This window comes from Rhizobium sp. SU303 (assembly GCF_021052345.1).
Classification (GTDB): Bacteria; Pseudomonadota; Alphaproteobacteria; order Rhizobiales; family Rhizobiaceae; genus Rhizobium; species Rhizobium laguerreae.
Window position 1 is genome coordinate 20,310 of the sequence record NZ_CP088096.1, and the last position, 20,157, is coordinate 40,466.

The 20,157-nt window shown below is 61.6% G+C and carries 19 protein-coding genes and 1 pseudogene; 12 read left to right on the forward strand and 8 right to left on the reverse strand.

Going from position 1 to position 20,157, the window contains the following annotated elements; translation table 11 throughout:
- The first annotated feature begins 187 nt into the window (after positions 1 to 187).
- Entirely contained in the window at positions 188 to 1,222 is a 1,035-nt protein-coding gene (locus tag RlegSU303_RS24655; RefSeq protein WP_094088166.1) for a LacI family DNA-binding transcriptional regulator, read from the forward strand.
- Between the two features lie 20 nt (positions 1,223 to 1,242).
- Here the strand turns inward: RlegSU303_RS24655 and RlegSU303_RS24660 are convergent, their stop codons facing one another.
- Both RlegSU303_RS24660 and RlegSU303_RS24665 read right to left on the reverse strand, forming a co-directional pair.
- On the reverse strand, positions 1,243 to 2,178 hold the full coding sequence (locus RlegSU303_RS24660; RefSeq protein WP_094088165.1) for an alpha/beta hydrolase: 936 nt from the start codon (positions 2,176 to 2,178) through the stop codon (positions 1,243 to 1,245).
- Positions 2,175 to 3,323 (reverse strand): Gfo/Idh/MocA family protein, encoded by a 1,149-nt coding sequence (locus tag RlegSU303_RS24665; RefSeq protein WP_094088164.1) that lies wholly within the window; start codon positions 3,321 to 3,323, stop codon positions 2,175 to 2,177. The genes RlegSU303_RS24660 and RlegSU303_RS24665 overlap by 4 nt, the downstream gene beginning before the upstream one ends.
- 274 nt (positions 3,324 to 3,597) lie before the next feature.
- On the opposite strand from RlegSU303_RS24665, the gene RlegSU303_RS24670 reads away from it, so the two are divergent.
- Positions 3,598 to 4,416 (forward strand): sugar phosphate isomerase/epimerase family protein, encoded by an 819-nt coding sequence (locus RlegSU303_RS24670; protein ID WP_131718957.1) that lies wholly within the window; start codon positions 3,598 to 3,600, stop codon positions 4,414 to 4,416.
- 92 nt (positions 4,417 to 4,508) lie between these two features.
- Here the strand turns inward: RlegSU303_RS24670 and RlegSU303_RS24675 are convergent, their stop codons facing one another.
- Positions 4,509 to 5,270 carry a DeoR/GlpR family DNA-binding transcription regulator gene (locus tag RlegSU303_RS24675; RefSeq protein WP_003550157.1) on the reverse strand — a complete coding sequence of 254 codons (762 nt, stop codon included), beginning with the start codon at positions 5,268 to 5,270 and terminating at the stop codon, positions 4,509 to 4,511.
- Positions 5,271 to 5,514: 244 nt separating this feature from the next.
- Between RlegSU303_RS24675 and RlegSU303_RS24680 the strand changes: the two genes are divergently transcribed.
- The 10 genes and pseudogenes from RlegSU303_RS24680 (at position 5,515) to RlegSU303_RS24725 (ending at position 14,805) form a co-directional block, all read left to right on the forward strand.
- Complete coding sequence (locus RlegSU303_RS24680) at positions 5,515 to 6,315, forward strand: class I fructose-bisphosphate aldolase (RefSeq protein ID WP_094088162.1); 801 nt, start codon at positions 5,515 to 5,517, stop codon at positions 6,313 to 6,315.
- A gap of 2 nt (positions 6,316 to 6,317) precedes the next feature.
- Complete coding sequence (locus RlegSU303_RS24685; RefSeq protein WP_131719021.1) at positions 6,318 to 7,259, forward strand: PfkB family carbohydrate kinase; 942 nt, start codon at positions 6,318 to 6,320, stop codon at positions 7,257 to 7,259.
- Between the two features lie 337 nt (positions 7,260 to 7,596).
- A complete protein-coding gene (locus RlegSU303_RS24690; protein WP_029871177.1) occupies positions 7,597 to 8,742 on the forward strand; it encodes an ABC transporter ATP-binding protein in 1,146 nt (381 codons plus the stop codon).
- A gap of 133 nt (positions 8,743 to 8,875) precedes the next feature.
- Positions 8,876 to 9,952 carry a Gfo/Idh/MocA family protein gene (locus RlegSU303_RS24695; protein ID WP_131718956.1) on the forward strand — a complete coding sequence of 359 codons (1,077 nt, stop codon included), beginning with the start codon at positions 8,876 to 8,878 and terminating at the stop codon, positions 9,950 to 9,952.
- Entirely contained in the window at positions 9,952 to 10,797 is an 846-nt protein-coding gene (locus RlegSU303_RS24700; protein ID WP_131718955.1) for a sugar phosphate isomerase/epimerase family protein, read from the forward strand. Before RlegSU303_RS24695 ends, RlegSU303_RS24700 begins: the two co-directional genes overlap by 1 nt.
- A complete protein-coding gene (locus RlegSU303_RS24705) occupies positions 10,794 to 11,603 on the forward strand; it encodes an alpha/beta fold hydrolase (RefSeq protein ID WP_017956599.1) in 810 nt (269 codons plus the stop codon). The genes RlegSU303_RS24700 and RlegSU303_RS24705 overlap by 4 nt, the downstream gene beginning before the upstream one ends.
- 4 nt (positions 11,604 to 11,607) lie before the next feature.
- Positions 11,608 to 12,309: a ribulose-phosphate 3-epimerase gene (locus RlegSU303_RS24710; protein ID WP_094088157.1), complete on the forward strand. Its 702-nt coding sequence runs from the start codon at positions 11,608 to 11,610 to the stop codon at positions 12,307 to 12,309.
- A 14-nt stretch (positions 12,310 to 12,323) separates the two neighbouring features.
- Positions 12,324 to 13,289 (forward strand): ROK family protein, encoded by a 966-nt coding sequence (locus RlegSU303_RS24715; protein ID WP_094088156.1) that lies wholly within the window; start codon positions 12,324 to 12,326, stop codon positions 13,287 to 13,289.
- Between the two features lie 164 nt (positions 13,290 to 13,453).
- Positions 13,454 to 13,615, forward strand: a pseudogene (locus tag RlegSU303_RS24720) (ThuA domain-containing protein); the annotation flags it as partial.
- A gap of 152 nt (positions 13,616 to 13,767) precedes the next feature.
- A complete protein-coding gene (locus RlegSU303_RS24725; RefSeq protein ID WP_131718954.1) occupies positions 13,768 to 14,805 on the forward strand; it encodes a Gfo/Idh/MocA family protein in 1,038 nt (345 codons plus the stop codon).
- Between the two features lie 146 nt (positions 14,806 to 14,951).
- On the opposite strand, the gene RlegSU303_RS24730 is transcribed toward RlegSU303_RS24725, so the two are convergent.
- The 5 genes from RlegSU303_RS24730 to RlegSU303_RS24750 all read right to left on the reverse strand — a co-directional run bounded on the left by RlegSU303_RS24730 (position 14,952) and on the right by RlegSU303_RS24750 (position 20,142).
- Positions 14,952 to 15,347 (reverse strand): DUF4112 domain-containing protein, encoded by a 396-nt coding sequence (locus RlegSU303_RS24730; RefSeq protein ID WP_131718953.1) that lies wholly within the window; start codon positions 15,345 to 15,347, stop codon positions 14,952 to 14,954.
- Positions 15,348 to 15,517: 170 nt separating this feature from the next.
- A complete protein-coding gene (locus RlegSU303_RS24735; protein ID WP_131718952.1) occupies positions 15,518 to 16,591 on the reverse strand; it encodes an alcohol dehydrogenase family protein in 1,074 nt (357 codons plus the stop codon).
- Positions 16,592 to 16,605: 14 nt separating this feature from the next.
- On the reverse strand, positions 16,606 to 17,985 hold the full coding sequence (locus tag RlegSU303_RS24740) for an aspartate aminotransferase family protein (RefSeq protein ID WP_131718951.1): 1,380 nt from the start codon (positions 17,983 to 17,985) through the stop codon (positions 16,606 to 16,608).
- A 42-nt stretch (positions 17,986 to 18,027) separates the two neighbouring features.
- Positions 18,028 to 19,524: an NAD-dependent succinate-semialdehyde dehydrogenase gene (locus RlegSU303_RS24745; RefSeq protein WP_131718950.1), complete on the reverse strand. Its 1,497-nt coding sequence runs from the start codon at positions 19,522 to 19,524 to the stop codon at positions 18,028 to 18,030.
- Between the two features lie 120 nt (positions 19,525 to 19,644).
- Positions 19,645 to 20,142: an Lrp/AsnC family transcriptional regulator gene (locus RlegSU303_RS24750; protein ID WP_017956591.1), complete on the reverse strand. Its 498-nt coding sequence runs from the start codon at positions 20,140 to 20,142 to the stop codon at positions 19,645 to 19,647.
- Between the last annotated feature and the right edge of the window lie 15 nt (positions 20,143 to 20,157).

Below are 20,157 nucleotides of genomic sequence, written 5' to 3' on the forward strand. Positions count from 1 at the left end.
TTTCGAAAGGGAGGGTAGAGCCTGCACAAAAAGTCACGCCAGTTTATGCGTGGATTTTCGACGATTCCGGAAAACGAAGCTGACCTGTACAAATTGCCGAATGCGTGATTTGGCGCGTCGGCTGATCTGCCGTTGAGTGCGAAATCGTTCCCGATCAGTTGTCGTCGTCCCGCCAATAAGGAATTGAATGGCCAAGAAAAGTTATAAATCGATGGACGACTTCGCGAGCGCCTCCGGCGTATCGCGTCCGACCTTGTCGAAATATTTCGATGATCCCTCGCAGATCAAGGAGGTGACCCGCAAGCGTATCGAGGCGGCTCTGAAGAAGTCGCATTTCGAGCCGAATCTTTTCGCGCGGCATCTCAATCGCAAGCGGACCAGGAATATCGGGATTCTGGTCCCGACCATGTCGGATCCCTTTTATGTGCAGGTCGTGTCGCTGATCGAGCTGGAGTTGCGCGAAAAGGGATTCTGGCCTGTCCAGATTTCTTCGCATACGCGGCCGGACCTGGAGGCGGAGGCCGTTCGGACCTTGCTCTCGCTGAAGGTCGCGGGTGCGATCGTGGCGCCGCTCGGAGCCGGTTCGCGCCGTTCCGCGCTGGAAAGGCTGAGGGATGCCATACCTGTCGTCTGCTTCGACAATCCTGCCGACGCCGACCTTCCTTATGTCGGCAACGACAACGCGCAAAGCATGGCAGCCATTGTGCAATATCTCTGCCGGTCCGGTGAGCCGCCGATCTTCCTGGAAATTCCGCATATGACCGAAAATGCCGGCGAGCGGCAGGCGGGTTACCGCGCGACCATGGCGAGGGAAGGGCATTCCCCGCTCGTCATCGATTGCGACGCGCCGCCTTCCTGGGAATTCGAGCGTCTCGGATACGAGCAGATGCAGAGAATTCTTGCGAATGGCGGTCTTCCGGGCAAAACGCTGCTATGCGCCAACGACCGCTTCGCTTTCGGCGCGATGGCAGCCGCATTCGCGTCGGGACTGAAAATCGGCCGGAATGACGATTGCGACGTGCGCATTGCCGGGCACGACGATCACCCGCTGAGCCGATATACCTGTCCGTCGTTGACGACCATGGCCCAGAACGCGCCGGAGATCGCCGCGAAATCCGTGGAGCTTTTGCTGGCGCATATCGAGAGCGAGGATGATGGAACGACCCCTGTGACGAACAAGGTGATCCTCGAAGCAACGCTGGTCATGCGCGAGTCGGCTTAAGGCCGGCACGGGTTTCCACGTCAACGGGCAAGCGCTGGGTCCATGACGCGCCATCCCGTTGCGATGGCTTCGAGGGCCTCTTGCCCCTCCGGAATGGCCCGTCTCTTCGACACGAAGCCATGGATCTGCCCGGGCCAGGTCCGGGTCGTTGCCTTCGCTTCGGTGCTGAGCCGCTCGGCATAAGCGGCCCCTTCGTCGAACAGCACGTCATGTCCGGCAAGGATCACCAGAGCCGGCGCCACGCCCGCCAGCGACGCTACGTTAAGCGGCGAGGCGCGCCAGTCCGACCGGCTCGCGGCGTCGGGCAGATAGTGGTCTCGGAACCATTTCATCGCGGCTGCCGTCAGGCCGAAATCCTCTTCGTAACGTGAGTAGCTGTCGCTTGTCTGCAACTGGTCGGTCACCGGATAGATCAGCGCCTGTCCGATGACAGGCGGCACCTGTCCGTCCCGCGCCAGCAGGGCGACGACGGCGGCCAGATTGCCGCCGGCGCTATCGCCGGCGACGATAATCCGCAGGGGATCGATGCCGAGCGCATCAGCCTCCTCCGTCATCCAGACGAGTGTGGCGGCGCAATCGTCAATGGCAGCGGGAAAGGGGTGTTCCGGGGCCAGGCGATAGTCGGGCGAAACCACGACGGCGCCTGCCATATTGGCAAGCGTCCGGCAGATATCCTCATGGGTTTCCGGCGCGCCGATCACAAAGCCGCCGCCATGGAGATAAAGCAAGGCCGGTGCGGCCTGGCGTGGCGCGGTCCGTCCGCGCCATATCTTCAACCTGATTGCGCCCAAATGCCTTTCCAGGATCTCGGCCACGTCTTCGAGCGGCCGCTGGATGGCTGCGAAACTATCCAGATATTGCTGCCGCGCCAGCGCCGGCGTGCAGTTTTCGACCGGCGTTTCCGGATCGCCAGGCCATGCAAGCGCGCGTTTGGCGGATTCATCCAGTTGTGTCATTTGAGCAAACTCCTCGCTTCGTCTTCCCGCAATTCCCTCGGCTGCGCGACTATACCCGAAATGGTCTGCGCGGCACCGGTTTCGCCGGCACGCAGGATCGCTTCCATGACTTCGAGCACATGCAGCGCGAGATCGCCCGAAGCGCGCGGCTTACGGCCTTCGATGATTGCGCGTGCGAGATCGGCAAGACCAAGCATGCGATAGTTGGCACGATCAGGCGCTGTGATCGGCCAATTGACGGCACCGAAAAGTTCGCCTGATGTATCCGTTTCCTGCCAGGGCGCGCCCCGGCCGGAGAGCCCGACGGAGCCGCCGAAATTGTCGGGGTCGGGCAGGCGCAGCGAGCCTTCGGTGCCGTGGAGTTCGATGGGATGGTTGGAGTGGCGAAATACGTCCCAGGAGGTGCCGAAGGTGACCGTAGCACCGCAATCGAATTCCAGCAGCGACAGCACGCTGGTCGGCGTGCCGACCTTGAACGTGGTGCCCTGCTTCGGTCCCTCCGCCGTGATGAGTCGCTCTTCCTGAGCGCTTGTGGCGACGGCCTGCACACGACGGATCGGCCCCATCAGATTGACCATCATCGTCAGATAATAGGGGCCCATATCCATCAGCGGGCCTGCGCCGGCCTGGTAATAAAAGCTGGGATCCGGATGCCAGTGCTCCATGCCGCGCCCCATCATGAAGGCGGTCCCGGTCACCGGCTTGCCGATGGCGCCGGCTTCCATCTGCCGCCGGGCATGGCGTCCGGCCGCGCCGAGGAACGTGTCTGGCGCCGAGCCGAGCATGAGGCCCTTCGCCGCGGCCGCATCCACCAAGCCGCGTCCTTCTGCGGCCGTGACGCCGAGTGGCTTCTCCGTGAAGACATGCTTGCCTGCCGACAGAGCCCGCATCGAAACGTCAAAATGCGCAGCCGGGATCGTCAGGTTGAGGATGAGGTCGATGTTCTTATCGTCAATGAGGCTATCGACGTCGGCCGCGCGCAAATTGAACTCCGCCGCGCGACGCTTGGCGGCGTCTGCGTTAAGATCGGCACAGGCGATGATTTCGACGCCGCAAAACAGCGGCGCGTTGCGCATATAGGCGAGCGAAATATTGCCGCATCCGACAACGCCGATCCTGAGTTTCATACCATTGGTCTGTGCCATCTAAGAACCTGATTTTGCCGTTGCGGCTGCGAAGGGTTGAGCGTTATATTTTAATCGCAAGGAATGAAATATATTGACGTACGCTAACATTTGACCATACGTAATGGCAAGACGCTGGCGTCGCAATCCCCGCTGCAGAGCCCGCCGTTCCGGTCCCGGCCACCTCTCCAGGCGGAAGGGATTTTCGGCAAGGCCGGCGAAGCCCCGAGGATTGCATGCGCGGAAGCTGCTGCTTCGGTATCGGCTGCATCAATGGACAGGTCAGGACTAAGATATGAAAAATGCTGAGCTGCAGATCGGCTGCCAGACATTCACCTGGGAGATGCTGGGGACAGATTGGGGCGGCGGTCCGGACGATCTGGTGCGCGCCGTCGCCGATGGCGGATATGCCGGTATCGAAATCACCGACACGATGATCGGTCACTACGCGCTCAAGCCTGCCGACTTTGCCCGCGCCCTGACGGATGCCGGCTTGGCGCTGGTTTCCTTTGCCTTCGGCTCCCCCAGCGGCTTCACGGTGGCGGAAAAGATTGCCTCCGATCTCGACACGGCGCGGCGATGGGTCGATTTCGCGGCGAATTTTCCCGGCGCGATGATATCGATGGGATCGGCGACGGTCGTCTTGGACGGTCCGCGCGATGAGAAATTCGCCATTGCGGCCGAGTGCTACAATCGTGCGACCGAGATCGGACAGTCGGCTTGCGTCGCTGTAGCTGTCCATCCTTCCTCGCACCACAACACGCTCCTCTTCACCCGGAACGACTATGACCGCCTGTTTGCTCTGTTGGATCCACAAGTGGGTTGGGTGCCGGATACCGGCCATATCCTGCGTGGCGGCCAGCAGATCGGCGACACGCTGGCCGCCCACCGGGACCGGATCCGCTACGTGCATCTGAAGGATGTTGACGCCGGCGGGCTCTGGGCGATGCTCGGCGAAGGCGTCTGCGACGTGCCTGCCGTGATTTCGGCCGTTCGGGATGCGCCGAACTTTATCGGCTGGATCGTGGTGGAAGAAGAATCGGACCATGCCGCAACCGATCCTGCAGCTGCCGTTCGAGCGAACCGCGAGACGCTTCGACATCTCGGGTTTTAGCCCATCTCGTAGTCCGTGGCGTCGGCCAAAGCTATCCGTCGACACCAAAGCCTCTCCTGTCTCTCTTGTAAATTGGGGAGGTGGACTGGAGGTCACGCGTAGCGAACCTCCACGCCCAGCTTGTCGAGCCTGTGGCGAATGCTGTGCGGCATATTGCTGTCCGTGATGATCAGATCGACGCGCGACAGCGAAAAGGCTTTGGAGGAAGCGCCGATGTCAAATTTGCTCGAATCCGCCACGAGGACAACACGCCGGGCCATGCGAACCAGGTTGCGCTTGGTCCGCGCCACGTCCTCGGACACGTCGACGACATCGAAGGCCTGATCGATCGCGTGGGCGCCAACAAAAGCCTGATGGGCGACGAGACCGCCGACCGCCTTGTCGGAATCCTGTACGATCGTGCTCACGGTGCTGGGAAACACGCGGCCGCCGATCATGTGCACGTCGAGCCCTGGCCGGTACATCAGATGCTGGGCGATATTCATTGCCGTTGTCGCGACCACGACGTTGTTGACCGGTGGCATCTGCATGGCCACCTGCAGCAGGGTCGAACCGCTGTCGAAAACGATCGACTGGTTATCGATGATCTGTCGCGCAGCCATCTGGGCGATGCGTCGCTTCGCATCGAAATTGCGCTGCATGCGTTCCTCGAAGGCCGCTGCCGGCGAGTCGGACGGCAGGGCGATTGCCCCGCCATGCGTTTTGATCAGCTGCTTCTTGGCGTCCATGATTTCGAGATCGGAGCGGATCGTCACTTCCGAGACCTCGAAGAATTCTGCCAGTTGGCGGGTGCGTGCCTGGCCGACCCGTTGAAGTTCCAGCATGATCTGCTGCCGCCTCTGTTCTGCAAGCATATGTGATCCCGACTGCCGTTATTTGCAACAATGCGACTTGTGAAAAACGAAAGTTCGCCGTCTCATTCCACGGCACCTGCTGCAGAAATAGCCGTTCGATGACAAAAATGCACGACAAAAATTCATCATTCATGTGAAAACGAAAGAAATCGAAATATTGAATATTTGTTTGTTTTCGAGTTAGGGTTTTGCCAGCATCGGCGCCAGCAATCGCAAAGGCCGCCATCACAAAGGAAGTATCGCCATGGGTCTCGGAACCAAAGTCCGCCTCGCACGCCTGTTCTCGAACCCATCGGGTCATCTGTTCGGAGGCGCCGTCGATCATTTTGTCGGTTACGGCAATGTGCGTGAGGGCGGGCTTGCCGATCTGCCGGGTGCGCTGAGACGCGTCATGGCGGGAGGCCCCGACTACATCAGCATCCAGCCTGGCGCGGCGCGCCACCTCTGGTCGGAATATGCCGGAAAGGCAGCGCTGGTCATTCAGGGCGGTTGCTTCACCGCCGACGACCGCATTCGCCAGCTCATTGCGACCCCGGAAGACGCGGTGCGTTATGGTGCGGACGCACTGGCTGTCGCCATTCCCGTGCGCGGCGCCACCGAAGGGGAGTACATTCGCTGGCTCACCGATACGGTCAACGCCGCCGCCCGCTTCGAGATGCCGGTCGTCGCCCATGTCTATCCCCGCGATTTCTCCGACGGCGGCAAGATCGTGTTCACCCCGGATGAGATTGCCTATGCGGTGCGCATCGGCTTCGAGACCGGCGTCGACGTGATCAAGGTCGGCTATACCGGCGATTTCGAATCCTTCCGCGAGACCGTTGCGACCTGCCCGATCCCGGTCGTGATCGCCGGCGGCCCGAAGACCGATACGCTGCTCGGAGCGCTCGTCCAGACGTCGGAAGCATTGCGCGCTGGAGCTAAAGGCGCGGTCGTCGGCCGCAACCTTTGGGGACACGGCGATACGACCATGGCCGCACGCGCCTTCAAATTCGTCATTCATAAGGGCATGACGCCGGAGGATGCGCTGGCGGCGGCCGGTGCTTGAGAGTGTCGCGCCCCTTCCAGGTTCTGGGCTTCGGCGCCCTGGCAATCGATGACATCATCTATGTCGATCGGGGGCTGGCGGCCGGCAAGGGCAAGGTGACGAAGCGCGTCACGGACCATGGCGGCAACGTGGCGACGGCGCTGGTTGCCGTCGCCCGGCTTGGCGGGCGCGCCGGCTTCATCGGCTGGCTCGGCGATGAGCGGGCGGCCGACGTGGCGGGCAGCGAACTCGAGCGGGACGGCGTCGACATATCGCTGGCTCCCCGCCACGTGGATGCCGCGCCGATCCGCTCGGTGATCACGGTCGGTCCCGACGGCGACCGGTTCATCGCTTATGACGACGATGTGCTGCACGGCACGTCGGATGCGCTGCCCGATGATGTTCTGATGCAGGCCCCGGTACTGCTGATCGATGGTTATGCCACGCACTCGGAAAGTGTCGTGGCGCGCGCACGCGCCTTGGGCCTTGCCGTGATAGCCGATATCGAATGGACGGTCGGTGCCGCGACCGATCAGATCCTGGCTTTCGCTGACCATCTGGTGCTGCCGCTCGCCTTTGCGCAGGAGTACACCGGCGAGGGTGATCCAACGGTGATCCTGAACAAGCTCTGGTCCGCGGATCGGTCCGCGGTTGTCCTCACCGATGGCGAACGAGGGACCTATCTCCGCCAGAAAGGTGATGCCATCCGATGGCATGTGCCGGCCTATCAGGTTCAGGCGGTCGACACGACCGGCGCCGGTGATTGTTTTCACGGTGCCTACGCTCTCGCCCTCGCGAGGGGCAAGAGCCCGCTTGATTGCACTGTCTATGCCACGGCGGCGGCCGCCATTTCCGTGACCGCACGGGGAGGGCGCAAGGGCCTGCCGGATCACCAGACATGCCTGGCATGGATGACGGCAGAGAATGCGCCTGCGCCGCTCCCGATGTCGGGATACCAAAAATGAAGCACGGCGACGGATGTCGGCGCCGGTCGGCCGACTGAGCAAAGCCTCATGGGTGACGTGTCATTGAATCGCATTGAGCGATCTCCCGACACCTCTAATGCTGGTCAAAAAAGTTACGCGCGGCAAAAAATATAATCCCGCAATAAAATATCAATTTCCTTTAAAAGACCTATGTTTTTCAAAAGGATATAATGAATGTCTTGTGATCATCAGCGGATTGTCGTGGATTCTTTAGTTGACTTTGAAGCTCAGGCCTGAGCTTTCTTGTCAAAAGGATCGGAGACGGCGGGGAGCGCCGTTTGAAGATGTGATCCGGACTGGTACGGGAGGACGAGACGTGGCTGTGGTTGTACTCGACAAAATCTGCAAGACCTATGGAAACAGCTACCATGCGATCAAGGATCTGAGCCTGACGATCCATGATGGCGAGTTTCTGATTCTGGTCGGGCCGTCCGGATGCGGAAAATCGACCGCTCTGCGCATGATTGCCGGGCTCGAGGAAATCAGCAGCGGAACATTGAGCATCGGCGGTCAGGATGTCGTCGATCTCGCGCCCAAGGACCGGGACATTGCCATGGTCTTTCAGAGCTATGCGCTTTATCCGCACATGACCGTCTTCGACAACATCGCCTTTTCGATGAAGCTGGCCGGAAAGAACAAGGCCGAACGCACCAAGCGCGTGCATGAGATCGCCAAGATCCTGCAGCTGGAATCCTTGCTGGGCAACAAGCCCGCGCAGCTTTCCGGCGGCCAGCGCCAGCGTGTTGCGATGGGCCGCGCCATGGTCCGCGAGCCCGCGGCATTTCTCATGGATGAACCGCTGTCGAACCTTGATGCGAAGCTGCGTGTTCAGATGCGGGCGGAGATCGCCAGCCTGCAGAGACAGCTGGGCGTGACGACGATCTACGTGACCCATGACCAGACCGAAGCGCTGACCATGGGCGATCGAGTCGCGGTGCTGAAGGGCGGCGTGCTTCAGCAGGTGGATACGCCCAAGGCTCTGTATCACCGCCCGGTCAATGCGTTTGTGGCGGGTTTTATCGGTTCGCCGTCGATGAACCTTTTCGAAGGGCGTCTGGCGAGCGGGCGGATCCATCTATCGGGCTTCTCCATTCCCTTGTCCGACGGCGCCTTCGAGCGTGCTCCTGGTCTATCCGCTTTCGAGGGAAAGGACGTGATCTTTGGGGTCAGGCCGGAGGACCTCTACGACAGCCGATTGCCATCAGGCGCCTCCCATCCGACGATCCCGGTTGTCGTGAAGTCGATCGAGGAGCTCGGCTCCGAGTTGATCGTGCATTTGAAGATCGACGCGGTCCGGATCGACTCGGGCGATCCCGATGCCGTCGAGGACCTGAGCGGGGCCGCCAACGCCGTCGCGCGGTTCGAAGCGGTCAGCGCGGTCGAGACGGGCCAATCGATCGATCTGGCGATCGACCCGGCGAAACTTCACTTTTTCAATCCTCAAACACATATGGCGCTGTGAAGTGACGAGGGAGAGCCGACACGCCGGTGGCGGTCCGGCCAGAAGACGCCGGCGACGTTCGACGTCTTGAAAGCATTCCATCCGACGCCGAAACCAGCATTCATCTTCAATATCCGATCCAAAGGGCTTATCGATGCCAGCAAAACAGGAACGACGTCTCCGCATCGGCGTATTGGGAGCGGGCCAGATTGCCCAGGCCGCGCACTTCGAGAGCTGCACCAAGGCAGCCAATGCCGACCTCTATGCAATTTGCGACGTTGCCGAGGATCTCCGCGAACGTATGGCCATCACCCACGGGGCGGAAAAAACCTATGGCGACTACGATAAGATGCTGGCCGATCCCGACCTCGATGCCGTGGTCATCGCGACGGCCGATGCCTTTCACGTCCCGGCTTCCCTTCGCGCCCTTCAGGCGGGCAAACATGTCCTCTGCGAAAAACCGGTCGGCGTCACCATCGAGGAATGCCTTGAACTGAAGGCCGCAGTCGACAAGTCTGGAAAGGTGTTTCAGGTCGGGCACATGAAGCGTTTCGACGCAGGGCTTCAAACTGCCAAATCCTTCATCCGCGATGAAATGGGCGAGATGGTCGCTCTGAAAGCATGGTATTGCGACAGCACGCACCGCTATCCGATGACCGATGCGGTCCAGCCTCTGATCGTCACCAGCGCCAATGCGAAGAAACCCTCCACCAATCCGAAGGCCGACCTGCGGCGCTACTATATGCTTGCGCACGGTTGCCATCTGATCGACACGGCACGTTATTTCGCCGGCGACATCGTTTCCGTCAACGCTCGTCTGTCCGAGCGAGCCGGTATCTGGTGCTGGTTCGTGGACGTGGAATTTGCCTCCGGCACACTCGGCCATCTCGATCTCACCGTCCAGGTGCGCATGGACTGGCACGAAGGCTTTCAGATCTACGGCAAGAACGGCAGCATTTTGGGCAAGACCTATAACCCGTGGTACTACAAGACCAGCGAGGTGGACATTTTCCGAGAAGCGGATGGAGCCACCCATCGCGTTCTCGGTGCTGACGGCCATTTCTATCGCCGTCAGGTCGAAGGCTTCGCCCGCACCATTCTGGATGGTGCCGTGATGGAAGGCGCCGACATCGATGATGGCCTGGCATCCGTCCGGGCCATGGTCGCGGTTGCGCGCTCCGTCGAAAGCGGCAAGGCGGTTGCGCTGTCCGACGTCACGGGTGGCGTGTGATGAAGCTCGGCATCTTCGCAAAGACCTTCGAGGGAACGGAACCCGCAACGGTTCTCGCTTCGGTTGCCGGCGCCGGGTTCACCTGCGCACAATATAATATGGCCTGCTCGGGCCTTTCGCCGATGCCGGAGATCATCACGGAAGCCCAGGTCCGCTCGATTGCCGAAGCGGCGCGCGAGAGCGGCGTCGAGATCGTTGCCGTTTCCGGCACCTTCAACATGATCCATCCGGACCCCGCCGTGCGCGAGGCCGGCCTTCGCAGACTGGCAACGCTGGCTGAGCGCTGCGCCGGCATGTCGACGGCTCTGATAACGCTTTGCACCGGCACACGCGACCCCATCGACCAGTGGAAGGCGCATGCCGACAACGACACGCCGGAGGCCTGGCGGGATCTCCTCGCGGCGATGGCGGCGGCCATCGAGATCGCCGAGCGCTACGAGGTCGATCTCGGCATCGAGCCCGAGCTTGCCAATGTCGTCAACTCCGCTGAGAAAGCCTATCGGCTGATCGCGGCACTGAAGAGCCCCCGCATCAAGATCGTGCTCGATCCGGCCAATCTCTTCGAGGTCGCGACGCTGGATGAGCAGCGGAGCATCGTCTCTTCCGCCATCGACCTTCTGGCCGATCGGATCGTCATGGCACATGCGAAGGATCGCAATCCGGACGGTAGTTTCGCGACCGCCGGCAAGGGTGTGCTCGACTACGGGCATTATCTCGGCCGTCTCAAGGCGATCGGTTTTAAGGGCAGTCTCGTCACGCATGGTCTTTCGGCCTCGGAGGCGGCCGGTGTGGCAACCTTCCTGAAGAATAGCCTCGACGGTAATTCTGCGGAGGCTGGCAGATGAGACGGGCGCAACCGTTCGAAACCAGCGACGGGGCCATTCTCAATGTGGATGTGGCGGGCGAGGGCGCGTCCATAATCTTCCAGCACGGCCTATGCGGCGACGCGGCGCAGACCGATGAGGTCTTTCCGCTCGACGCAGGTTTTCGCCGGGTCACGATCGAAGCGCGCGGGCACGGCCATTCCCAAGCCGGCAAACTGGAGCAGCTGTCGATCGCGACCTTCTGCGATGATATCGCCGCCTATATCGAAAAAGACCTTACGGCGCCGATCGTGATCGGCGGCATCTCGATGGGCGCGGCGATCGCTTTACGTGTCGCGGTCAAGCGACCGGATCTTGTCAAGGCTCTGATCATCGCAAGGCCGGCCTGGCTGACGGCATCCGCGCCGGAGAATATGGCACCCAACGCCGAAGTCGGGCATCTTTTGAAAACTCTGCCGCCGGATGAGGCAAAGACCGCCTTCCTTGCCGGGCCGGTTGGCGTGCGGCTCGCCGCCGAGGCGCCGGACAATCTGGCCTCGCTCGCCGGCTTTTTCTCCCGCTCTCCTTTGGATGTGACCGCCGAACTGCTCACCAGGATTTCCAATGATGGTCCCGATGTGACCGACGAGGAGGTCGGCAATCTCACCTTGCCGACGCTGGTTATCGGCCATGATCGGGACAGCATTCATCCTTTCGCCTACGCGCATGCTCTTGCCGAGCGGATTGCCGGCGCGCGCTTCGTGCAGATCACATCGAAGACCGAGAGCCGTACGCAATACGTCGCCGACTTCCGGCTTGCCATGGGCAATTTTCTGAAGGAGCTCTGAAACAATGACACCCCCCTCCAAGACCTGGATCGCGGATCTTCCGAAGGATCGCCTGATTGCCGAATTCTCCGTCTGGTCGGCCGATCTCGTGCGTCTGGCGGACGATCTAGCACGCGTCGATCCTCACGCCGACGTCCTCCACATCGATGTCGCCGATGGCCACTTCGCACCGGCAATGTTGTTTTTCCCTGATCTTGTTGCCGGTGTGCGCAAAGTGTCCGCGCGCCCGATCCATGTTCACCTGATGGTCGCCGACAGCATCCTCCTGTCGCAGATCGAGCAGTTCGCCGATGCGGGCAGCGACCTGATCAGTCTTCATGTCGAAAACGAAAGCGTCGCCGACGAGGCTCTCGATCTTCTCGATCGCCGCGGTGTGGCCGCCGGCATGGTGCTGAAGGTCGACACCCCCGTCGAACGGGTCGAGAAATACGCTTCCCGGCTGCGCTTTGTGACGCTGCTCGGCACGGCGATCGGCGTGAAGGGCCAGGGCCTCGACGAGAAGGCCGGCGCGCGGCTTCAGCAGGCAAAGCAAATCATCGACGGCTGCGGTGCGGCGCATCGGATCGTGCTGGCGGCCGACGGCGGTATTCGCGAGCACACCGTGCCTCTTCTGCGCCAGTCGGGTGCGGAAACGGTCGTCCTCGGTTCTCTGGCTTTCAATGCGCCGTCGCTAGACGAGCGGATGGCATGGGTGCGCGCACTCTAACTCATGGTCTTCACATGCAGCAGATTGCCATTGGAATCGACCTCGGTGGGACGCAGGTGCGCGCTGCCCTCGTCGACGAGCACGGCGGGATCCTGGCGCGTGCAGCCGAACCGACGGATGCGCTGGCAGGCCCCGACCGGGTGCTCGCCCAAATCTGCGGCCTGACAGATGGATTGCTTGCAGCATCGAACCCTGCCTCGGTAGTGGGCGTCGGCGTATCCGCTCCGGGCCCGCTCGATACGGTCGCCGGTGTCGCCTCGAATATCCCGACGCTCTCCGGCTTTGTCGATTTTCCACTGAAGGCGGAATTGCAGAAGCGGTTTCCGTTTCCGGTCGACCTCGAGAATGATGCGATTGCCGCTGCCATCGGCGAGTGGCAGTTCGGAGCCGGCAGGGGGCTCGACAATCTGGTCTATGTCACGGTGAGCACCGGCATTGGCGGTGGCGTTGTCTCGGATGGTCGCGTCGTGCGCGGCCGCAAGGGAATGGCAGCCCATGTCGGGCACATGTCGGTCGTGCCGAACGGAGAGCTTTGCCCCTGCGGCAACAGCGGTTGTTTCGAGGCCTACGGATCCGGAACAGCTTTTGCGCGCCGCGCTCAAATGCGGGCGATGGAATCCAGCGGGACGACGATCGGCAGCGATGGCGGCGCCATCGACAGCCGCAGCGTTTTCGCAGCCGCAAGAGATGGCGATCGGCTCGCAAATCAACTGATTGACGAAGAAGCGGAAATTCTCGGTCGCGGCTTCACCAGCCTGATCCATATCTTCAGTCCCGATATCATCGTGATGGGAGGCGGGCTTTCCCACGAGTTCGATCGGCTGCAACCCGGCATTCAAGGCTACATCACGCAATGGGCAATGCCGGCATTCAAGGATGTCAGGGTAATGCTGGCGGCGTTGGATCAGAACTCGGGCCTCGTTGGCGCAGCAGCTCTGGCGTTTCTGACCGGCAAGGTTCCTTCGATCGATCAGCTTTAGAAAAGCAGGCCGATCCCGCGTGCTGTAAACGCAACTGACGCAAAGCCTCTCGAGACGCGGCAACGGTTTGTGCGACGGGCAGGATCGAAATGGGCGCAGCCAGGACAATCGTCAACGTCCCCTTTCCGTATCGAGACGTTGCTCTCCGTCAGGGCGGCGGGGCGGTACTTAAGGTGCTGATCAACGGCGTGAAGTGGGCCTATAACCCTGAGGGGTCGTTGACGAGCATTACCGATGCTCCAAATGTCCCGGTAGAAAAAGCACTGGAGCCGATCGTCGAACGCGGCCCGAGACTGCACCAGGCCGGCGAAGCCGGTTACCGCTGAGGAACTGAACACCTTCCTTGGGCGTGGACGCCACGCGTGCGGTCGCCCGGGAAAACACTGCGCTGACAGTTGTCGCTCTCCATTTGGCAAGACCATCTGGCGGTTGTGAAAGACGACGGTAATGATTTCGATAAACGACCATGAGGACAAAAATGCGCTTGATCATTCTCGGAACCGGAGGATGGGCAAACACCCATGCCATGAATTTTTCCGAAATCGCCGACGTAAAAATTGTTGCTGCTGTCGATACGGACGAGGTCCGGCTGCGGGCCTTCGCGCTCAGGCATGGTATCCCACTTACTTTCACGTCGCTTGATGACGCCCTTGCCTGGGGAGAGTTTGACGCCGTGACCAATGTCACGCCGGATCGCGCGCATTATTCCACGACAATGAAGATACTCGGCGCCGGCAAGCATGTCCTCTGCGAGAAGCCGCTGGCGGTTAACTACCGCGAAGCCAAAGAGATGGCCGACGCTGCCGCTGCGTCCGGCAAGGTGACGATGGTAAACCTTACCTATCGTAATGTAGCGCCGCTGCAAGCAGCGCGTGAGATGGTGCTGGACGGACGCCTCGGCGCGATCCGCCACTTCGAAGCGTCCTATCTCCAGAGCTGGCTGGTCTCAAAGGCGTGGGGCGACTGGACCAAGGAATCGCAATGGCTTTGGCGGCTGTCGACAAAGCACGGCTCCAATGGCGTACTGGGCGATGTCGGTATCCATATTCTCGACTTCGCGGTTTTTGCCGCCGGAAGTGACGTCAAGGCTGCCGCATCGCATCTTAAGGTGTTCGACAAGAGCCCCGGAAATCGGATCGGCGAGTATGATCTCGATGCTAACGACAGTTTCCTGATGATGGCTGAACTCGAAAACGGGGCGGCTGGCGTCATCCACGCAACGCGCTGGGCGACTGGCCATCTCAACGAATTGCGCCTGCGCCTGCATGGAGACAAGGGCGCGCTGGAGGTGGTGCATGCACCTGAAGGGTCGACGCTTAGGGCTTGTGAAGGTCCCGATGCCGACAAGGCAATCTGGCGTAAGATCGAGGTCGAACCGGTTATCACCAATTTCCAGCGATTTGCAAATGCCGTGCAAAAGGGGCAGCTGGATGAGCCTGGTTTCGGCCACGCGGCCAAGCTGCAATTCGTTCTTGACCACGCAGTGAAGACGGCCGGCGCTCTGACTGAACTTTAAGCAAAGGCGCTCCAGTTCAGTGCCACCTCTGCAGGTTGCTCGTCGTTTTAAGGCGAGGGCACCGGTTGCGCGGCTTCGTTGGAACCGGCGCCGACGGCCTCGTACAAATTCCTCGACAGGGGAGTTGCAAGGGGACGCCGGCTCGGTCAGATGCGCCGATTCAGCTCGTCTTCGCTGATCCCAAAGTGGTCGAGAATGATGCCGACGTTTCGACGATGAGATTTGAAATAGACGTCGAAGAGATCGCCAAGCAGGGGAACTGTGCCGCCGGCGGCGTCGATCCCGAGATTGACGGCCATGCGGGCAAGCTTGTCGTTGGGAATGCCGAGACGCCGCGCCTCATTGAGGATGTAAAGACCGATGAGTGACGTGGCAACGTCGCCGACGGCCGGGATGAGGCCGAGAATCGAGTCCGCGCCGATCCGCACGCCGACGACAGGCAATCTGACCGCAGTATCCATCAGGCGCGCAATGCCGACGGCGCGCCGAATTCTGCCAAGTTCAATGGACGTCAGGTGTTTCGTGCTGGCGGAGGTTGGCATCAGCGACCTTTTGGCGCGAACGACCGTTCCGCCTCCTCGAGTGAGGGCGCGGGAAGGATGTCGTCGCCTTGCTGCGAAATAGTCCGACGCAGCGAAAGCCCGGTGCCATCATGATTTTCCATGGCCGTGAAACGCTGCAAACCCGATAAGGTTCGCCGCGAAAGCAAGGATCATCTGTTGTCGGGAACCACCACCAATTTGCCCACGAAGTTCTTCGCCATGAAATCGGTCTGCGCTCGGTGGAACTCCGACAGCGGATAGACGCCGCCGACCAGAGGCCGGATCTTCCGGCTTTCGATGTAGCCGACGATCCGGCGGAAGTCGGCGCGGCTTCCCTGGCTCGAGCCGTGCAGCTCCAGCTGCTTCAGATACATGGTGCGCAAATCGAGCTGAACGACCGGGCCGGCGATGGCGCCGGCTGTCGTATAGCGGCCTTCGGGGCGCAGGATCTTCAGGAGATCGTTGAACAGCGGCCCGCCGACGAGATCGGCGACGACATCGATCGGCTGGCCACGGCTGGCGGAATGGACGGCTTCGACCAGATTGCCCTTGCCGCGGGTCACCATCGCCTCGGCGCCGATATCGAGCATCGCCGTCTCCTTGCCGGGACCGGCGACCGCGATCGGGATGGCGCCGCGGGCACGCGCGAGCTGGATGATCGCCGAGCCGACGCCGCCCGAGGCGCCGGTCACGAGGACGCGTTCACCGGCAACAAGCCTTGCCCGTTCCAACATGCGCTCGCCGGTCAGATAGGCACAGCAGAAGGTGGCGAGTTCGACGTCGGTCAGATCGGTTGCAACGACATGGGCGTTCTCGGCCGGCAGTGCCATGTATTCGGCATAACCGCCGTCGCGGCCATGGCCCATGTAATCGATGTCGGCGAGGCTATCGTCGTCGCGGTTATAGATCGAGAAGTCGACCATGACGCGTTCGCCGATGCGTGCCGGATTAACGCCGGCGCCGACGGCGACGACATGGCCGACCGTATCGGTGCCCTGAATGCGCGGGAATGTCAGCGTATTGCCTTGCCTGCGCCATGTGGAGACGGCGGACGGGTCGTCCTCGGTGCCGTAGGCGCCCTGGCGGACCCAGACGTCGGTATTGTTCATGCCGCAGGCCGTGACGCGGATCAGAACCTCGCCGTCCGCGGGTCTCGGGACGGGCACGTCCATGCTATAGACGAGCTTGTCCAAACCGCCATGGCCGGTGAGCAATACGGCCGCCATCGTTTCCGGGATCGTCATACCGCTCTTCTCCCTCAGATGTTCTTGAAGACGGTTTCGATCGTATCCGCCGCGGCCTTGACCACGATGTCGGCCTCCTCGCGTGTCAGGCAAAGCGGCGGGGCGAAGCCGAGGATGTCGCCCTGCGGCATGGCGCGGCCGATGACGCCGCGTTCGAGGAGGGCGGAGGCAACCTGCGGACCGATCTTGCGGCCGGCATCGAAGAACTTTCGGTCGTCCTTGTCCTCGACGAATTCGACGGCCGCCATCAGTCCGTCGCCGCGGACTTCGCCGACGTTGCGGTGGCCGCCGACGGCCTTTGCAAGTTCCGAACGGAAATAGGCGCCGGTCGTGCCGGCATTTTCGACAATGCCGAGTTCGTCGATCAGTTCGAGATTGGCAATGCCTGCTGCAGCACAGATCGGATGGGCGGAATAGGTCCAGCCGTGCCCGATCGCGCCCAGCTGGTCGGAACCCTGCACCAGGACTTGCCACATTTTGTTCGAAACGATCGTGCCGGAAAGGGGGGCGTAAGCCGAGGTCAGGCCCTTGGCGATGGTGATCAGGTCCGGCTTCATGCCGTAATGATCCGAGCCGAACATCGTGCCGAGACGGCCGAAGCCGGTGACGACTTCATCGGCGACGAGCAGGATGTCATATTTGTCGAGCACGGCCTGGATCTTCTGCCAGTAGCTTTTCGGCGGCGGCACGATGCCGCCGGTGCCGAGGATGGGTTCGCCGATGAAGGCGGCGACCGTTTCCGGGCCTTCGGTAATGATCATCTCCTCGAGCTTGTCGGCGCAATATTGCGAGAACTGCTCTTCGCTCATCGACCGGTCGGGGCGGCGGAAATAATAGGGCGCTTCGGTGTGCAGCACCGGTGCCCGCGGTAGATCGAAAGCGTTGTGAAAGAGCGCAAGGCCGGTGAGGCTGCCGGTCATGACGCCGGAGCCGTGATAACCGCGCCAGCGCGAGATGATCTTCTTCTTTTCCGGACGGCCGAGGATGTTGTTGTAGTACCAGATGAGCTTGATGTTGGTCTCGTTGGCATCCGAGCCGGAGAGACCGAAATAGACGCGGCTCATGCCGGCGGGGGCGCGGTCGATGATCATCTTCGACAGCGTAATCGAGGCTTCCGTGCCGTGGCCGACATAGGCGTGGTAATAGGCGAGGTTCTTCGCCTGTTCGGCGATCGCGTCGGCGATCTTCTGGCGGCCGTAGCCGACATTGACGCAATAGAGGCCGGCAAAGGCGTCGAGGCTTTTGCGGCCTGTCGTGTCGGTGATGTAGACGCCTTCGCCGCCGGCGACGACACGGGTCGGCGTCTCGCCGCGGGCATGCCCGCCCATATGGGTCGAGGGGTGGAAGAAGTGATCGCGGTCCCAGGCGGTGAGTTCGTTGCTTCTGTCGAGCATGTCGTAGCCTCTTTCTTGAATGGGGGCTCACTTGAAATGGGGTCAGGCGGCCGTGTCGATGCAGAGATATTTGAGCTCGGTGAAGGCCTCGAGCCCATGGCGTGAACCCTCGCGGCCGAGGCCGGATTGCTTCCAGCCGCCGAAGGGAATGGGAGCGCCGGTGATCTTTACGCGGTTGACGGCGACCATGCCGTATTCCAGTGCGCGGCCGAGCCGCATCTGGCGGGCGCCGTTCTCCGTGACGATATAGGCGACAAGACCATATTCGGTATCGTTGGCGCGGGCGATGACCTCGTCTTCAGTGTCGAAAGTGGTAACCGCCGCAACAGGCCCGAAGGTCTCTTCGCGCATGATCAGCGCATCCGCCGGCACATCGGTCAGCAACGTCGGCTCATAGAAAAGCCGACCGGCCTTGTGGCGCCTGCCGCCGGTGACGAGCCGTGCGCCATGCGCCAGCGCGTCGGCGACCTGTCCCTCGACCTTGGCGACGGCGCGTTCATGCATCAGCGGCCCGATCTCGGCGCTGTCTTCGAGCCCTGGACCAACCTTCAGTTCGGCAATGCGGTCTGCGAAGGCCTTGGCAAAGGCATCGGCGATCCGCCGCTGGACGAAAATGCGATTGGCGGCGAGGCAATCCTGGCCTGATGTGGCAAACTTGGCGTTGATGGCGATGTCGACCGCCTTTTTTATATCGGCGTCGTCGAAGATGATCAGCGGGGCGTGGCCGCCGAGTTCCATCACCAACCGCTTCAGGGTCGGTGCGCATTGGGCGGCGATCAGCCGTCCGATCCCGGTGGAGCCGGTAAAGCTCATGGCGCGCACGCGGACATCGGTGCACATCCGTCCGACGATCGTTGCGGCGTTGCCGGTGACCACGTTGAAGACTCCGGCGGGAATGCCCGCCCGTTCGCCGAGCTCGGCAAGCGCCAGTGCCGAAAGCGGCGTTTCGGAGGAGGGGTGGGCGACGACCGTGCAGCCGGCGGCCAGCGCTGCAGCAGCCTTTCGGGTGAGCATGGCAGAGGGGAAGTTCCAGGGCGTGACGATGCCGACGACGCCGAGCGCCTCGCGCCGGACGATCATTTCCGCATCGGGCAGATGGCTAGTGACGCTCTCGGCGTTCAGCCGCTTGCCTTCCTCGGCATACCATTCGACGAAGGAGGCGGCGTAATCGATCTCGCCACGCGATTCCGCAAGCGGCTTGCCCTGCTCGAGCGTCATGATCAGTGCCAGATCCTCCTTGGCCGCAAGCATCAGCTCAAACCATTTGCGCAGGATCGCCGCGCGGCTCTGCGGCAGCATTGCGCGCCAGCTGGCGAAAGCCTCCGACGCCGCATCGATCGCCACCGCCGTCTCATCGGCGCCAAGCCTTGCAACCCAGGCCAGCGTCGCCGAAGAAGCGGGATCCGTGACCTCGAAACTTTTCCCTGATTTGCCGGCGATCCACCGGCCGCCGACATAGGCCAGATCGCGCAGGAGATGACGGTCGGTAAGCCGCGACAGCGCGTCATGATAGGCAGGGCGGGCAAAAACGGCGGTCATGTCCAGTCTCCTCGTGGCGGTTGACGTCAGTCTTCCACGGGAGCGGGCGAGAGATTGTCTGTTGGCGGATGCAAAAAGAGAGAGATGGTCTAAAGGACGGCGGCCTGGCAGAGAGATTGTCTACAACGCGCTCGGTTCTTCACCGGTGGCAGTGAAGGAAGAGACCGGAAGGACGGTGTCCTCCTTGACCGTCTTGGTCACGATGTAGGTGAAGTAGCGGTCGATGCCGAGTTCGCGGTCGAGAAGCCCGTCGACCAGCCGCTGATAGGCATCGATATCGGGCGCGATGATTTTCAGGATGTAATCGACGCCGCCGCCGACCGACCAGCAGGCGACGATCTCCGGGATTGCGGTCACGGCGCGCTCGAAGCGCTCGAAATCCGCCTGGCGATGGTTGGCGAGCGTCACTTCCATCATCACGTTGGCGACCGGAGCGATGCGCCGCGGCGCGATGCGCGCGTGATAGCCGGTGATAACACCCGCCTTTTCGAGCTTGCGCAGCCGCATCCAGCACGGCGTCGGCGACAGTCCGGCCTTTTCGGCCAGCGCCAGTTTGGTGATACGGCCGTCGCGCTGGACGGCGTCGAGAATGCGCAGGTCGATGGCGTCGAGCTTCATGGTGCTTTCTTTAGA

What these genes read in the sequence shown, in the direction of transcription:
- RlegSU303_RS24665 (WP_094088164.1), bottom strand. Translation starts at nt 3,323, where the DNA reads ATGGCACAGACCAATGGTATGAAACTCAGGATCGGCGTTGTCGGATGC.
- RlegSU303_RS24695 (WP_131718956.1), top strand. Translation starts at nt 8,876, where the DNA reads ATGCCAGCAAAACAGGAACGACGTCTCCGCATCGGCGTATTGGGAGCG.
- RlegSU303_RS24740 (WP_131718951.1), bottom strand. Translation starts at nt 17,985, where the DNA reads ATGCTCGACAGAAGCAACGAACTCACCGCCTGGGACCGCGATCACTTC.
- RlegSU303_RS24655 (WP_094088166.1), top strand. Translation starts at nt 188, where the DNA reads ATGGCCAAGAAAAGTTATAAATCGATGGACGACTTCGCGAGCGCCTCC.
- RlegSU303_RS24715 (WP_094088156.1), top strand. Translation starts at nt 12,324, where the DNA reads ATGCAGCAGATTGCCATTGGAATCGACCTCGGTGGGACGCAGGTGCGC.
- RlegSU303_RS24705 (WP_017956599.1), top strand. Translation starts at nt 10,794, where the DNA reads ATGAGACGGGCGCAACCGTTCGAAACCAGCGACGGGGCCATTCTCAAT.
- RlegSU303_RS24730 (WP_131718953.1), bottom strand. Translation starts at nt 15,347, where the DNA reads ATGCCAACCTCCGCCAGCACGAAACACCTGACGTCCATTGAACTTGGC.
- RlegSU303_RS24680 (WP_094088162.1), top strand. Translation starts at nt 5,515, where the DNA reads ATGGGTCTCGGAACCAAAGTCCGCCTCGCACGCCTGTTCTCGAACCCA.
- RlegSU303_RS24660 (WP_094088165.1), bottom strand. Translation starts at nt 2,178, where the DNA reads ATGACACAACTGGATGAATCCGCCAAACGCGCGCTTGCATGGCCTGGC.
- RlegSU303_RS24750 (WP_017956591.1), bottom strand. Translation starts at nt 20,142, where the DNA reads ATGAAGCTCGACGCCATCGACCTGCGCATTCTCGACGCCGTCCAGCGC.
- RlegSU303_RS24725 (WP_131718954.1), top strand. Translation starts at nt 13,768, where the DNA reads ATGCGCTTGATCATTCTCGGAACCGGAGGATGGGCAAACACCCATGCC.
- RlegSU303_RS24735 (WP_131718952.1), bottom strand. Translation starts at nt 16,591, where the DNA reads ATGACGATCCCGGAAACGATGGCGGCCGTATTGCTCACCGGCCATGGC.
- RlegSU303_RS24700 (WP_131718955.1), top strand. Translation starts at nt 9,952, where the DNA reads ATGAAGCTCGGCATCTTCGCAAAGACCTTCGAGGGAACGGAACCCGCA.
- RlegSU303_RS24675 (WP_003550157.1), bottom strand. Translation starts at nt 5,270, where the DNA reads ATGCTTGCAGAACAGAGGCGGCAGCAGATCATGCTGGAACTTCAACGG.
- RlegSU303_RS24710 (WP_094088157.1), top strand. Translation starts at nt 11,608, where the DNA reads ATGACACCCCCCTCCAAGACCTGGATCGCGGATCTTCCGAAGGATCGC.
- RlegSU303_RS24745 (WP_131718950.1), bottom strand. Translation starts at nt 19,524, where the DNA reads ATGACCGCCGTTTTTGCCCGCCCTGCCTATCATGACGCGCTGTCGCGG.
- RlegSU303_RS24670 (WP_131718957.1), top strand. Translation starts at nt 3,598, where the DNA reads ATGAAAAATGCTGAGCTGCAGATCGGCTGCCAGACATTCACCTGGGAG.